Here is a 13,295-nt window from a genome sequence, read left to right as displayed (position 1 = left end):
CCGCCCGTGTCACCCCGTCGTGGCCTTGTGCCCGGCGGGGTGACACAGGCGGCCCGGATGTGGGTACGAAGGTTCCCATGACGCCTACCGCCACCTACCGGCTCCAGCTCCAGCCGGAGTTCCCGTTCTCGGCCGCCGAGGACGCCGTGCCGTACCTCGCCTCGCTCGGCGTCTCCCATCTGCACCTGTCACCCGTCCTGGAAGCCGTACCGGGATCCCGGCACGGCTACGACGTCACCGACCACGGCCGGGTCCGGGCCGAGCTGGGCGGCGAGGAGGGGCTGCGGCGGCTGGCGCGCACCGCGCGGGAGCACGGGCTCGGCCTGGTCCTGGACATCGTGCCCAACCACATGGCGGCCGACCCCCGCCACAACCACGCCCTGCGCGAGGTGCTGCGCGAGGGCCCGGAGTCCCCGTACGCCCGCTGGTTCGACATCGACTGGGCCGCCGGTGACGGCCGGATACTGCTGCCGGTGCTGGGCGGCCGGATCGGCGACGAGACGGAACACATGCGGGTCGATGGCGAGGTGCTGCGCTACGGCGAGCAGGAGTTCCCGCTCCGGGCCGGTACCGCCCACCTCCCGCTGCCGGAGCTGCTGGACGCCCAGCACTACCGGCTCGGCTGGTGGCGGCTGGCCCGCACCGAGCTGAACTACCGGCGGTTCTTCACCATCTCGGACCTGATCGGGGTGCGGGTGGAGGACCCGGAGGTCTTCGCCGCCACCCACGGCAAGATCCTCGAACTGGTCCGGGACGGCGTCGTGGACGGGCTGCGGATCGACCACCCGGACGGGCTCGCGGACCCGGCCGGCTATCTGTCCCGTCTCTCCGAGGAGAGCGGCGGGGTGTGGACGGTGGTGGAGAAGATCCTCACCGGCTCCGAGCAGCTGCCGGCCGGCTGGGCGGTGGCCGGGACCACGGGGTACGACGCGCTGTACCGCGTCGACGGCCTCTTCACCGACCCGCAGGGCGCAGCCGAGCTGCTGGGCCACTACCGCGAGGCCGCGTCCCCGGCCGGCGACCGGGGCGGCTACTGGACGGCGACCGTGCGCCGGGCCGCGTACCGCGTCGTCACCCATGAACTGGCGGCGGAGACCGCGCTGCTGACCCGGCTGGCCTCCCGGATCTGCGCCGGGGACCCCGCCCTGCGCGACCACGCCCCCTGGGCGCTGCGCACCGCCGTGCGCGAGCTGCTGGTCCGCGTCCCCGTCTACCGTCCGTACGTGACGGCGGGCGGCCCCTGCTCCGAGGCGGCCGAGGCGACGCTCGACGCGACGACGGTGAGCGACGCCAAGGCGGTCTTCGCGGTACGGGAGGAGGCCGCGGCCGTCGACGTGGTGCGGGACCTGGCGCTGGGGCGGCTCGGTGGCGGCACGGACCGGGCGGCGTTCTGCGCCCGGTTCGCCCAGACGTCGTCCGCGCTGCGGGCGAAGGCCGTCGAGGACACCGCGTACTACCGCTATCTGCCGCTGATCTCGGCCAACGAGGTGGGCGGCGACCCGGGGCACCCCGCGGTCGAGCCGGAGGACTTCCACGCCTTCTGCACCCGGCTCGCCCGGGACTGGCCCGCCACCGGTACCGCCCTGACGACGCATGACACCAAGCGCAGCGCCGATGTGCGGGCGGGCATCGCGGTGCTGTCGCAGTGCCCCGGCCGGTGGGCGGGTCTGGTGGCGGGGCTCGCCCGGTCCGCCCAGCCGGCGCCCGATCCGCAGCTGGCCTGGCAGGCATGGCAGACGGCGGTCGGCTGCGCCGGGATTCCGGCGGAGGAGCGAGCGGCGCGGCTGGAGCCCGCGCTGCTGAAGGCGGTGCGCGAGTCGGGCCTGTTCACGAGCTGGACGGAGCCCGACCCGGTGTACGAGCGGGTGGCGTCGGACTTCGTCGCCGCCGGGCCGGCCGCGGACACCGGGCCCGTCCGGTCGCTCGTCGAGGAGTTCGCCGCCACGCTCGCCACCCATGTGCGGGCGCAGTCCCTGGGTGCGGCGCTGGTGCACCTGACGATGCCCGGGGTGCCGGACCTCTACCAGGGCACCGAGCGCGCGTATCCGGCGCTGGTCGACCCGGACAACCGGCGGCCGTTCCGGGAGCCGTCGCCGGACGCGCCCGCCGACGAGAAGGCGGAGCTGACGGCGGCGGCGCTGCGGCTGCGGCGGGAGCGGCCCGCGGTGTTCGGCGAGTCGGGGACGTACGCCCCGCTGCGCGCATCGGGCCCGGCGGCGGCGCACTGTGTGGCGTTCTGCCGGTCCGGGGAGGTCGTCACGGCGGTGACCCGGCTGTCGCTGCGGCTCGCGGAGTCGGGCGGCTGGCGCGGGACCCGGCTGGCCCTGCCGGACGACGGGGTGTGGCGGGATCTCCTCACGCCGGGCCGCGAGTTCACGGGCGGCACGGCGGCAGTGGCGGACCTGTTCGCGGACCGTCCGGTGGCGTTGCTGGTACGGGGCTGAGGGCTCAGCCCGGCCGGACGAGGAGGGAGCGCGGGCCCCTCGTCAGCAGGCCCGTGGCGGCCGGGCGGAAGCCCTCGTCCCAGCGGAGGCGGGGCATCGCGTCGAGCAGGGCCCGCAGCCCTCGTTCGGCCTCCAGGCGGCTGAGCGCCACAGCGGGGCAGCCGGGCGGCCCGGTGAGGGCGCGGTCCTGGTCGGGGCGGAATGGGTCGAACGCGTCGGGGGCGGCGAAACGCCCGGGGTCGCGGGCGGCGGCCCCGACGAGGCACGCGACGGGCGCCCGCGCGGGCAGGGTGCCGCCGCTGAGGGTGACCTCGGCGACCGTGCGGCGCAGGACGACCTGGACCGGCGGGTCGCGGCGCAGCGACTCCGTCCAGGCCCGGCCGGTGAGCGCGGGTTCGACGCGCAGGGCGGCCAGCAGGTCGGGTTCGTCCAGCAGGTTGGCGAGGAGCGAGGCGAGCGCGGTCCGGCGCAGGGCGGTGTCCCGGAGGCAGGGGCTGTCCGTGACGGCGGGGGCGCCCACGCCCTCCCCGTCGTCCGGGTCCGCGCCGGACGCGGCGGGCAGCCAGCGGCAGAACTCCTCGACGAGGTCGGCCCGGGGGCGGCGGGCGATGCGCCGGGCCAGCACGTAGGCGGTGCGCTCCACGCGCTCGGCGAGCCCGCCGGGGACCGTGCCGGTCACCACGGTGTACCGGTCGGCGGGCAGGCAGCGCGGACTGCCGTGGCAGAGGCCGAGCGGCGCGGGCCCGCCCCGGGGCGCGCCGTCGTGCGGGAAGCCGGTGAACCGGGGGTCGGCGAGGGCGGCGGTCACATCGTCGTACCGGCTGATCAGCCAGGCGCCGAGGGGCGCGTCGTAGCTGAGCGGGTACTGCTCGCGCAGCATCCGGTAGAAGCGGTACGGGTCCCGGGCGGCGCCGCGTGCCAGCAGGCTGGGGCCGGTCCGGCGGGAGCGCGCGGACCGGGTGGCGAGGGCGCGGGGTTCGGGCGAGGTGGTCGGGGCCGGTATGTCGCGGGGCGCGTCGGACTGCATGGCGTTCCCCCGGGTCGCGTCGGTGCGCCGGTGCGCGGCGCGGTCTCCCTCAGGGCATCACCTGAACGGACTCGTCGCAGTCGGCGCGCGGCCGTCCGGGTGACACCGGGGGCGTCCCGCCGGTGCGCCGGACGTCGGCCAGCAGCTCCGTGAACGCGGCGGCGGCGCCGGTCAGCGCGACCCGGGAGAAGACGGCGAGCTCGCGGCGCCAGGGCGGGTCCACCGTGAGCAGGGCGCAGTCCTCGCCGACCGCTCCCCGTACGACGTGGGCGGGGGCGGTGGCGACGCCGACCCCGGCCGCCGCCATCCGTACCGCCGTCGAGGTGTGCTCGGTGCGTACAGCCGTACGCGGCACGAAGCCGGCGCGGGCGCAGGCGCGGTCGAGGAACGGGACGCCGTCCACGAGCGGTTCCATGGCGCAGCGGACCCAGAAGCGGTCGGCGAGTTCCTGGAGCCGGACCGAGGACCGGCCCGCGAGGGGGTCGTCGAAGGGGACGACGAGGACGATGTCCTCCGTGCCGACGGGGACGACCGGGCCGTGCCGGTGGGCGGGCGGCGGTCCGACGGCGAGGTCGGCGGTGCCCCGTTCGATCTGTTCCTCCAGCGCCTCGGTGGTGGCGTACTCGTGGAGGACGAGGGCGACGCCGGGGTGGGCGGTCCGCCAGCGGGCGAAGACCTCGGGGAGGATGCCGACGGCGATGGCGTGGACGGTGGCGATGTGCAGCTCGCCGCCCTGCGCTCCGGCGGCGGCGCGCGCGGCGCGGCGGGCCTGGGCGGCGCTGCGTACGGAGCGTTCGGCGTGGGGCAGGAAGGCGCGGCCCATGGCGGTGAGCCGCACGCCGCGCGGCAGCCGTTCGAGCAGGGGGCCGCCGACGGCTCGTTCCAGGGCCTTGATCTGGTGGGAGAGCGCGGGCTGGGTGACGTGGAGGTGTTCGGCGGCCCGGGTGAAGGAGGACTCCTCGACCACCGTGAGGAAGTACTCCATCTGCCGCAGGCTCATCGCATCCCCCTGTCATGAGCTCCGTGCATGGATCCCACACAAACATTGCCTTGGACTCATGGCAAGGACGGGGCGGAGGGTGGGAGCCATGACACAGGAACAGCGTGTGGGGGAAGCGGATGTCGTCGTCATCGGCGGCGGGACCGGGGGTTACTCGACGGCGCTGCGGGCGGCCGGGGTGGGGTTGAGCGTGGTCCTCGCGGAGCGCGACAAGGTCGGCGGGACCTGTCTGCACCGGGGCTGCATCCCCAGCAAGGCGATGCTGCACGCGGCCGAACTCGTCGACGGCATCGCGGAGGCCCGTGAGCGGTGGGGCGTGAAGGCGGTCCTGGAGTCGGTGGACTGGCCGGCGCTGGTGGCCACCCGCGACGACATCGTCACCCGCAACCACCGTGGCGTCGAGGCGCACTTGGCGCATGCGAACGTGCACGTGGTGGCGGGGAGCGCCGAGTTGACCGGTCCGCGCGGCGTGCGCGTCGAGGGGTACGGGGAGGTGACCGCGCGGCGCGGGATCGTGCTGGCGACGGGGTCGCGGCCCCGGATGCTGCCGGGCCTGACGGCGGACGGGCGGCGGGTGGTGACCAGTGACGACGCCCTGTTCGCGCCCGGTCTGCCGGATTCGGTGCTGGTGCTGGGCGGCGGGGCGATCGGGGTGGAGTACGCCTCGCTGCATCGGTCGATGGGGGCGCGGGTGACCTTGGTGGAGGCGGCGGACCGGCTGGTGCCGCTGGAGGACGCGGACGTGTCGCGCCATCTGACCCGGGGCCTGAAGAAGCGCGGCATCGACGTGCGGGCGGGGACCCGGCTGCTGGAGGCGGTGGTGCTCGACGACGGGGTCCGGGCGACGCTCCGCACCTCGCGCGGCGAGACCCGGACGGTGGAGGCCCAGCGGCTGCTGGTGGCCGTGGGCCGGGTCCCGGTGACGGACGGGCTCGGTCTGGCCGCCGCCGGACTGGCCACCGACGAGCGGGGGTTCGTCGCACCGGCCGACTGGTCGCGGCTGGAGACGCCGGTGCCCGGCATCCACGTGGTGGGCGATCTGCTGCCGCCACCGTCCCTCGGGCTGGCCCACGCCTCGTTCGCGGAGGGGCTGTTGGTGGCGGAGACCCTGGCGGGGCGGCGGTCCGCGCCGGTGGACTACGACGCGGTGCCCCGGGTCACGTACTCGGCGCCGCAGACGGCGGCGGTGGGGCTCTCGGAGGCCGCCGCGCGCGACGCCGGGTTCGACGTGGTGGTCAACACGATGCCGCTGACCGCCGTCGCCAAGGGGATGGTGCACGGGCAGGGCGGCATGGTGAAGGTGGTCGCGGAACGGGACGGCCGCGTGCTGGGGGTGCACCTGGTCGGGCCGCACGTCTCGGAGATGATCGCCGAGTCCCAGCTGATCGTCGGCTGGGACGCGGAACCCTTCGACGTGGCCCAGCACATCCACCCGCACCCGACGCTCTCCGAGGCGGTCGGCGAATCCTTCCTCACGCTGGCGGGCCGAGGGCTCCACCAGCAGGCGTGACCGGAACGTCAGGCCGGCGGCGGGAGCGCGGGGCCCGGCGCCGACAGCCGGAACATCATGCGGCCGAAGCTCACCTGGTCCCCCTCGCGCACCGGGACCGTGCCGGTGACGCGCTGCCCGTTGACACAGGTGCCGTTGGTCGAGCCGAGGTCGCGCAGCAGCCAGCGGTCGCCGTGCGCGGTCAGCTCCGCGTGCATCCGGGAGACGGTCTCGTGGCTGAGCCGCAGTCCGTTGCCCGGGTCACGGCCGATGCGCAGGGGGTTCGGGCTGGGGGCCGGCAGCAGCAGCTTCGGCAGCCGCTCCGCCCGCCAGGCCCGGCGGACCCGCTCGGGGAAGCCGGAGACACCGCCCACGACGCGCAACAGCCCCCGCGACCAACGGCCTTCGCGCTCCAGGTCCCTGGTGAGGGCTTCCAGCTCCTCGGGACGGCTGGTCGTCAGCGCCACTTCCATGCGCTGCATGAAGGTGTCCTGGGAGAGCTTGCCCTGGGCCGCGCCCTCCCTGAGCACACCGAGAACACGGTCGCGCTGCGCGTCGGACAGGCGCGCGGTGGGCGTGTGGAACTCGAACGGGGACGTCACGCGCCAATTGTCGGGTCCACCGCCCCGAAGTGTCCAGAACAACCCTGCTTTCCGCCCCTCCTGACCTGCGCGGAACCGCTCCGGATAACCAGAAGCGGTCCGTCCGCAACGTTGCTAGGGTCTGCCGCTGCCGCCCGGTGACCGCCGTGGCGTGCTCGTACGGCCTTGGAGTTCAGTGCCCGACGCACCGCTCGATCTGTCCATCCGTCCGCTCAGCGGCCCCGAGGAGCTGAACCTCTTCCTCGAACTTCCCTACGTCCTCGACCACGAACTGGCGGACGACCTCGCCACGGGCCGCCGGCGCCCCGAGTGGATGTGGGTGGCACTGCGCGGCGACCGGGTCGTGGCGCGGATCGCCTGGTGGAGCAGGGACGGCGAGGCACCGCTGCTGCTCGACTTCTTCGACCTCGACGACACCCTGCCCCTCGCCGAGCGCGAGGAGGCGGGCCTGCGGCTCGTCGAGACGGCGACCGCCGCCGTCGTACCGGCCGGGGCGCCGCGCCCCGAGTACGGGCGCTACGTGCCGGCCGACTGGCGCGAGGACCCGGCCGTCCGCGAGGCCGTCGAGGCCCGCGTCCGGGTCATGGAGCGCACCGGCGCCCGGCTGCTCGTGGAGCGGCTGCGCCTGGAGTGGCGCGCGGGCACGCCCGTGCCCGCCGACAGCGGCCGGCTGCGGTTCCGCCCGGCCGACGGGCGCGAGGACCTGCTCGCGCTGATGACACCGGTGATGGAGGGCACCCTCGACGCCCACGGGCAGCAGGACCTGGCGTCCGGGCTGTCCCCGCGCGAGGCGGCCGAGAAGCACTACGACGAGGAACTGGCCGGCTACTCGACGCCCCGGGAGTGGTGGCGCGTGGCCGAACTCCCGGACGGGGAGCCCGTCGGCTTCGTCGTCCCGGCCCGCAACAGCTACAACCCGATCGTCGCGTACATCGGTGTGCTGCCCGCCCACCGCGGCCACGGCTACATCGACGACATCCTCGCCGAGGGCACCCGGGTGCTGGCCGTGCAGGAGGACGTGGCGCGCATCCGGGCCTCGACGGACCTCGGCAACGTACCGATGGCGAAGGCGTTCGCGCGGCTGGGCTACATCAACTTCGAGCGCTCCTTCGACATGGTGTGGGACGACTGACAGTCCATCAGTTACCGTTCGTGCGCTGCGCCTTGATGACGTCCCGGTACCAGGCGTAGGAGTCCTTCGGGGTGCGGCGCAGGGTCTCGTAGTCGATGTGGACGAGACCGAAGCGCTTGCTGGCCCCCTCGGTCCACTCGATGTTGTCGGTGAGCGACCAGGTGAAGTAGCCGCGTACGTCGACACCCGCGTCGATCGCCTCCCGCAGCGCCCCCAGGTGTCCGTCGAGGAAGGCGATCCGGCGGGTGTCCTCGGCGGGCTCGTCGACCGCGCAGCCGTTCTCCGTGATGTAGACGGGCGGCAGCAGCTCGCCGTAGCGCTCGCGCAGCTGTACGAGGGTCTCGCGCAGGCCGTCCGGGACGACGGGCCAGCCGAAGTCGGTCGTCTCGTACCCCTCGATCTCGCGGATGCCGAAGGGCAGGCCCTCGGGCATGCCGAAGCCGGCGAAGCTGTCGAGGGCGTCGGGGGTGGGGGCGCCGACGAGGGTCGGGTTGTAGTAGTTGACGCCGTACCAGTCGAGCCGGGTGGAGATCGTCCGCAGGTCGTCCTCGACGGGGCCCGGCATCAGCGCGGCGACGTTCTCGTCGGGGTAGCGGCCGGTCAGGAGCGGGTCCGCGAACAGCCGGTTGGTGAGGACGTCGTACAGCTCGGCGGCGAAGCGGTCCTCGTCGGACTCGCCGGCCGTCCAGACCGGCGAGTGCGATACGGCGATGCCGATGTTGTCGGCGCCCGCCGCGCGCAGCGCCCGTACGGCCAGGCCGTGGGCGAGGAGCTGGTGGTGGGCGGCGGGCAGCGCGTCGAAGAGAAGGGTGCGGCCGGGGGCGTGCTCGCCGAGCGCGTAGCCCAGCAGGGTGACCTCGGCGGGCTCGTTGACGGTGATCCACATGGGGACGCGGTCGGCGAGGCGTTCGGCGACGATGCCGGCGTACTCGGCGAAGCGGTAGGCGGTGTCCCGGTTGAGCCAGCCCCCGGCCTCGTCCAGCGGGAGCGGGGTGTCCCAGTGGTACAGGGTGGGCGCGGGCGTGATGCCGTGGGCGCAGAGTTCGTCGACGAGCCGGTCGTAGAAGTCGAGCCCCTGCGGGTTGACCGGTCCGCTGCCGCCGGGGACGACGCGCGGCCAGCTCACCGAGAAGCGGAAGGCGTCGGCGCCCAGTCCGGCGAGCAGGGCGACGTCCTCGCGGTAGTGCCGGTGGAAGCCGGTGCCCCTGCTGGTGTCGGTGCCGTCCTTGATGCGTCCGGGCTGTGCGGCGAAGGCGTCCCAGCCGGAGGGGCCCTTGCCGTCGGTGTCGGCGGCGCCCTCGGTCTGGAAGGCGGAGGAGGAGGCTCCCCAGAGGAATCCGGGTGGGAAGGGCGGCACGGTCATCTCGGCCTCCACAGCCGTACGTAGGAAGTGCGTAGGACAGAACCCGACAGGGCAGTGATCAGTTCCAGACCTTAATGGCCGGTGTCGGACTCGATCCAGAGTGTCATCGGCCGGAGATCGCACCGTGTGCCGACCATGGGCCGGGGCGCCCGGCCCCGGAAGCGAGGGAGCGCCGCATGTTGTTCGAGGTATGGGCACCGGACGCGGGATCGGCCGTCCTGCGGCTGAGGGACGAGTCGCTGCCGATGGAACCCGATCCGGACCGGTCCGGCTGGTGGACCGCCGAGGCTGAGGCGGCGGACGGCGACCGGTACGGCTTCGCGCTCGACGGCGGTCCGGTGCGCCCCGACCCCCGCTCGCGCCGCCAGCCGGACGGCCCCGACGGCGAGTCCGCGGTCGTCGACCACGACGCGTACGTCTGGCGCTCGGAGTGGGCGGGGCGGGAGCTGCCGGGCGCGGTCCTGTACGAGCTGCACATCGGCACCTTCACCGAGGAGGGCACCTTCGACGCGGCGGCGGCCCGGCTCGGCCACCTCGCGGAGCTGGGCATCACCCATGTCTCGCTGATGCCGGTCTGCCCCTTCCCCGGCGTCAACGGCTGGGGGTACGAGGGGGTGTCGCTGTGGGCCGTGCACGAGCCGTACGGCGGCCCCGAGGGACTTAAGCGCTTTGTCGACATCGCGCACGGGCTGGGGCTCGCCGTCCTCCTGGACGTGGTCCACAACCACCTGGGCCCGTCCGGCAACTACCTCCCCGCGTTCGGTCCGTACTTCACCGAGACGCACCACACCCCGTGGGGCGCGGCGGTCAATCTGGACGCGCCGGGCTCCGACGAGGTGCGGGCGTACCTGCTGGGCAGCGCGCTGGCCTGGCTGCGGGACTACCGGCTGGACGGGCTGCGGCTCGACGCGGTGCACGCGCTGGCCGACACCCGGGCGCTGACGTACCTGGAGGAGCTGTCGGCCTCGGCCGACGCGCTCGCTGCGGAGCTGGGGCGCCCGCTGCCGCTGATCGCCGAGTCCGACCTGTGCGACCCGCGGACGACGACGCCGCGTGAGGAGGGCGGGCTCGGGCTGCACGCCCAGTGGAACGACGACTTCCACCACTGTCTGCACACCGCGCTCACCGGTGAGGCGCAGGGCTACTACGCGGACTTCGCGGCCGCCCCGCTGGCCGGGCTCGCCAAGACGATGACGAGCGCCTTCTTCCACAACGGCACGTACTCCAGCTTCCGGGGCCGTACGCACGGCCGCCCCGTCGACGTCAGCCGCAGCGCCGCGCACCGCTTCGTCGGCTACGCCCAGACCCACGACCAGATCGGCAACCGGGCCCTGGGCGACCGGCTCGCCGCCTCCCTCTCCCCCGGGCTGCTGGCCTGCGCGGCGGCGCTCGTACTGACGGGACCCTTCACGCCGATGCTGTTCATGGGCGAGGAATGGGGCGCCCGCACCCCATGGCAGTTCTTCACCGACCACACCGATCCCGAGCTGGCGGAGGCCGTACGCACCGGCAGGCGGCGGGAGTTCGGGGCGCACGGCTGGGCGGAGGAGGACATCCCGGACCCGCAGGACCCCGCCACCCGGGCCCGCTCCTGCCTGGACTGGGACGAGCTCCACCGCGAGCCGCACGCCCGGCTGTACGCCTGGTACCGCGAGCTGATCGCGCTGCGCCGCACCCTGCCGGACCTGCGCGACCCGGACCTGGCGAGCGTGAAGGCCGCGTACGACGACGGGGCGCGCTGGATCGCGGTGCGCCGGGGCGATCTGCGGATCGCGGTCAACCTCGACGCGAAGCCGGCCGCGATCCCGCTGGGCAACGGGCGCCACCGGGCCGGCCCCGGGCGGGTGCTGGCCGCGTGGCTGCCGGTGGACCCGCCGGGCCCGGACGGGATGCTGCACCTGCCGCCGGAGTCCTGCGTGGTACTGGCCGACGACTGACGACCGGCCCTCCTACTCCACGATCGCGAGTTCGCGGGCGGTGGCGTTGAGCCGGCGCCCGCCGTCCTCGGTGACGGTCACGATGTCCTCGATGCGCACGCCGAACCGGCCCGGCAGATAGATGCCGGGCTCCACCGAGAAGCACATGCCGGGCACCAGCGGCTGTTCCTCGCCCTCGATCATGTACGGGGGTTCATGGGTGGTGACGCCGATGCCGTGACCGGTGCGGTGGATGAAGCGCTCGCCGTAGCCGAACTCCGTGATGACGGCGCGTGCGGCGCGGTCGATCTCCTGGCAGGCGACGCCGGGGCGCACCGCCGCACAGCCCGCCTGCTGCGCCTCGCGCACGATGTCGTGGACCCGCCGCTCCTCGGCGGTGGGTTCACCGACATGGACGGTGCGGGAGGTGTCGGAGCCGTAGCCGTGCTTGAGGCCGCCGAAGTCGAGGACGACCATGTCGCCGTGCCCGATGGTGCGTTCCCCCGCCTCGTGATGCGGATTCGCTCCGTTGGGGCCCGAGCCGACGACGGTGAAGTCCACCTGGGAGTGGCCGTGTTCGGTGAGCAGCCGGGCGAGGTCGGCGGCGACCTCGGTCTCCCTGCGGCCGGAGAAGCGGACCTTGAGGATCTCCTCGTAGGCGGCGTCGGCGGCGGCCCCGGCGGCGGCGAGCCGTTCCAGCTCGTGGGCGTCCTTCACCGCGCGCAGCATCGGCAGCACCTGGGTGAGCGAGGCGTACGAGGTGTCGGGCAGCCGCTGCTGGAGGCCGAGCAGATGCATCGCCCAGGCGTTGTCGCTGATCGCGAACCGGCCCCGCGCGTCGAGCAGCGGGGCGGTGACGGCGTACGGGTCCTTGCCGTCCGTCCAGTCCCGCAGGGTCATGGCGGGGGCGCCCACGGCCTTCGCCGCGTCCGGGGCCTCCAGCGTCGGCACGACCAGCACCGGGTCCCGGCCCGCCGCGAGGACGAGGAGGGTGAGGCGTTCGGTGTCGGCGGGCGGCGCGTAGCCGGTCAGGTGGACCATGTCGGGCCCCGGCGCGACCAGCACCCCGGCGAGCCCGGCAGCGGCGGCGCTCTCGGCGGCCCGCGCCATCCGGGCCCGGTAGTCCTCGGCGGTGAACGGCAGGGGCTGGGCGGGGCTGGACATGCGGGTCCTCCTGACGGCGCGGAACGGCCCTCCCATCCTGCCCCTCCGGCGGTGCGGGCGCGAGCGATCAGGGCCGGGGGTCCGGGCCCCGCCGGACGACGAGATCGGCACGGTCTCGGCCCCGGGCGACGAGCCGGGCGTTGGCCTCGTCGGACCGGGCCACCCAGCGCTCGGCGTCGGCCCGTGCCTTCCCGTACCGCACATGCCGCTCGACGAGCCCGGTCACGCGCGCCGCGTCGTCGGCCTCCAGGTACCACGCCTCGTCGAGCAGCCCGCGCACCGGCGCCCAGGGCCCTTCCCCGTGCAGCAGGTAGTTGCCCTCGGTGACGACGAGCGGGACCTCGGGCGGGACCGGGACCGCCCCCGCGACCGGCTCCTCCAGGGACCGGTCGAAGGCGGGGGCGTACACGACGGTCCCGGGCTCCGGGACGCGCAGCCGCCGCAGCAGGGCGGCGTATCCGGCGGCGTCGAAGGTGTCGGGCGCGCCCTTGCGGCCGGCCCGGCCGAGGCGTGCGAGTTCGGCCTGCGCGAGGTGGAAGCCGTCCATGGGCACCAGCACGGCGAGCGGCCCGAGCGCGTCGGTGATCCGCCCGGCCAGCGTGGACTTGCCGGCGCCGGGCGGCCCGGCGATACCGAGGACGCGGCGTTCGCCGGGCCGTGCGAGGCGGCGCGCGCGGGCGGTGAGGTCGCTGATGTCCATGCCGGATAGTGTCCCGTCCAGGGGTTGCTGCCCCCGCCTCCCTTCCCCGCCGCGAGGAGTTCCATGCCCCACATCGCCCTGGTCACCCTGGTCGTACGCGACTACGACGAGGCCCTGTCCTTCTACACCGGTGCCCTCGGCTTCGAGCTGGTCGAGGACACCGACCGGGGCGACGGCTCGCGCTGGGTGGTGGTGCGGCCCCGGGGAACCCAGGGCACCGGGCTCCTGCTGGCCCGCGCCAAGGACGAGGCGCAGGCGGCGAGTGTCGGCGCGCAGACCGGCGGCCGGGTCGGCTTCTTCCTGCACACCGAGGACTTCGCCGGCGACCACGCCCGGATGACGGCGGCCGGGGTGCGGTTCCTGGAGGAGCCGCGCCACGAGGTCTACGGCTCGGTCGCGGTCTTCGAGGACCTGTACGGCAACCGCTGGGACCTGCTCCAGCCGGCGTCCTGACGACG

General features: G+C 74.6%; 11 protein-coding genes. 5 read left to right on the top strand and 6 right to left on the bottom strand.

Going from position 1 to position 13,295, the window contains the following annotated elements:
• The first annotated feature begins 77 nt into the window (after window positions 1-77).
• The gene (gene treY, locus EAO73_RS00900; RefSeq protein WP_147969531.1) at window positions 78-2,444 is read left to right on the top strand and encodes a malto-oligosyltrehalose synthase; all 2,367 of its coding nucleotides are present in this window, start codon (window positions 78-80) and stop codon (window positions 2,442-2,444) included.
• A 4-nt stretch (window positions 2,445-2,448) separates the two neighbouring features.
• Here treY and EAO73_RS00895 read toward each other — a convergent pair whose 3' ends face one another.
• Both EAO73_RS00895 and EAO73_RS00890 read right to left on the bottom strand, forming a co-directional pair.
• Window positions 2,449-3,471 (bottom strand): cytochrome P450, encoded by a 1,023-nt coding sequence (locus EAO73_RS00895; protein ID WP_147969530.1) that lies wholly within the window; start codon window positions 3,469-3,471, stop codon window positions 2,449-2,451.
• Window positions 3,472-3,520: 49 nt separating this feature from the next.
• On the bottom strand, window positions 3,521-4,471 hold the full coding sequence (locus EAO73_RS00890) for a LysR family transcriptional regulator (RefSeq protein WP_147969529.1): 951 nt from the start codon (window positions 4,469-4,471) through the stop codon (window positions 3,521-3,523).
• A gap of 88 nt (window positions 4,472-4,559) precedes the next feature.
• Between EAO73_RS00890 and lpdA the strand changes: the two genes are divergently transcribed.
• Window positions 4,560-5,981 (top strand): dihydrolipoyl dehydrogenase, encoded by a 1,422-nt coding sequence (gene lpdA, locus EAO73_RS00885; RefSeq protein ID WP_147969528.1) that lies wholly within the window; start codon window positions 4,560-4,562, stop codon window positions 5,979-5,981.
• An 8-nt stretch (window positions 5,982-5,989) separates the two neighbouring features.
• Here the strand turns inward: lpdA and EAO73_RS00880 are convergent, their stop codons facing one another.
• The gene (locus EAO73_RS00880; protein ID WP_147969527.1) at window positions 5,990-6,562 is read right to left on the bottom strand and encodes a DUF1707 and FHA domain-containing protein; all 573 of its coding nucleotides are present in this window, start codon (window positions 6,560-6,562) and stop codon (window positions 5,990-5,992) included.
• Between the two features lie 175 nt (window positions 6,563-6,737).
• Here EAO73_RS00880 and EAO73_RS00875 point away from each other — a divergent pair, with 175 nt between their 5' ends.
• Window positions 6,738-7,694, top strand: a complete 957-nt coding sequence (locus tag EAO73_RS00875; protein WP_147969526.1) for a GNAT family N-acetyltransferase — start codon at window positions 6,738-6,740, stop codon at window positions 7,692-7,694.
• Between the two features lie 7 nt (window positions 7,695-7,701).
• On the opposite strand, the gene EAO73_RS00870 is transcribed toward EAO73_RS00875, so the two are convergent.
• A complete protein-coding gene (locus EAO73_RS00870; RefSeq protein ID WP_147969525.1) occupies window positions 7,702-9,057 on the bottom strand; it encodes a GH1 family beta-glucosidase in 1,356 nt (451 codons plus the stop codon).
• Window positions 9,058-9,233: 176 nt separating this feature from the next.
• On the opposite strand from EAO73_RS00870, the gene treZ reads away from it, so the two are divergent.
• Window positions 9,234-10,994: a malto-oligosyltrehalose trehalohydrolase gene (gene treZ, locus EAO73_RS00865; protein ID WP_147969524.1), complete on the top strand. Its 1,761-nt coding sequence runs from the start codon at window positions 9,234-9,236 to the stop codon at window positions 10,992-10,994.
• Between the two features lie 12 nt (window positions 10,995-11,006).
• On the opposite strand, the gene EAO73_RS00860 is transcribed toward treZ, so the two are convergent.
• Both EAO73_RS00860 and EAO73_RS00855 read right to left on the bottom strand, forming a co-directional pair.
• The gene (locus tag EAO73_RS00860) at window positions 11,007-12,137 is read right to left on the bottom strand and encodes an aminopeptidase P family protein (protein ID WP_147969523.1); all 1,131 of its coding nucleotides are present in this window, start codon (window positions 12,135-12,137) and stop codon (window positions 11,007-11,009) included.
• 67 nt (window positions 12,138-12,204) lie between these two features.
• Window positions 12,205-12,837: a nucleoside/nucleotide kinase family protein gene (locus EAO73_RS00855; RefSeq protein WP_147969522.1), complete on the bottom strand. Its 633-nt coding sequence runs from the start codon at window positions 12,835-12,837 to the stop codon at window positions 12,205-12,207.
• Window positions 12,838-12,900: 63 nt separating this feature from the next.
• On the opposite strand from EAO73_RS00855, the gene EAO73_RS00850 reads away from it, so the two are divergent.
• Window positions 12,901-13,290, top strand: a complete 390-nt coding sequence (locus EAO73_RS00850) for a VOC family protein (protein ID WP_147969521.1) — start codon at window positions 12,901-12,903, stop codon at window positions 13,288-13,290.
• Window positions 13,291-13,295: the final 5 nt, after the last annotated feature.

This window comes from Streptomyces sp. col6 (assembly GCF_008042035.1).
Lineage (GTDB): Bacteria > Actinomycetota > Actinomycetes > Streptomycetales > Streptomycetaceae > Streptomyces.
The sequence above is the reverse complement of the archived record's forward strand: the minus strand, read 5'-3'. Positions and strand labels throughout refer to the sequence as shown.

Bases quoted from the DNA above. Each gene is read 5' to 3' on its own strand.
- EAO73_RS00860 (WP_147969523.1), bottom strand. From the start codon at position 12,137: ATGTCCAGCCCCGCCCAGCCCCTGCCGTTCACCGCCGAGGACTACCGG.
- EAO73_RS00890 (WP_147969529.1), bottom strand. From the start codon at position 4,471: ATGAGCCTGCGGCAGATGGAGTACTTCCTCACGGTGGTCGAGGAGTCC.
- treY (WP_147969531.1), top strand. From the start codon at position 78: ATGACGCCTACCGCCACCTACCGGCTCCAGCTCCAGCCGGAGTTCCCG.
- EAO73_RS00895 (WP_147969530.1), bottom strand. From the start codon at position 3,471: ATGCAGTCCGACGCGCCCCGCGACATACCGGCCCCGACCACCTCGCCC.
- treZ (WP_147969524.1), top strand. From the start codon at position 9,234: ATGTTGTTCGAGGTATGGGCACCGGACGCGGGATCGGCCGTCCTGCGG.
- EAO73_RS00850 (WP_147969521.1), top strand. From the start codon at position 12,901: ATGCCCCACATCGCCCTGGTCACCCTGGTCGTACGCGACTACGACGAG.
- EAO73_RS00855 (WP_147969522.1), bottom strand. From the start codon at position 12,837: ATGGACATCAGCGACCTCACCGCCCGCGCGCGCCGCCTCGCACGGCCC.
- EAO73_RS00870 (WP_147969525.1), bottom strand. From the start codon at position 9,057: ATGACCGTGCCGCCCTTCCCACCCGGATTCCTCTGGGGAGCCTCCTCC.
- lpdA (WP_147969528.1), top strand. From the start codon at position 4,560: ATGACACAGGAACAGCGTGTGGGGGAAGCGGATGTCGTCGTCATCGGC.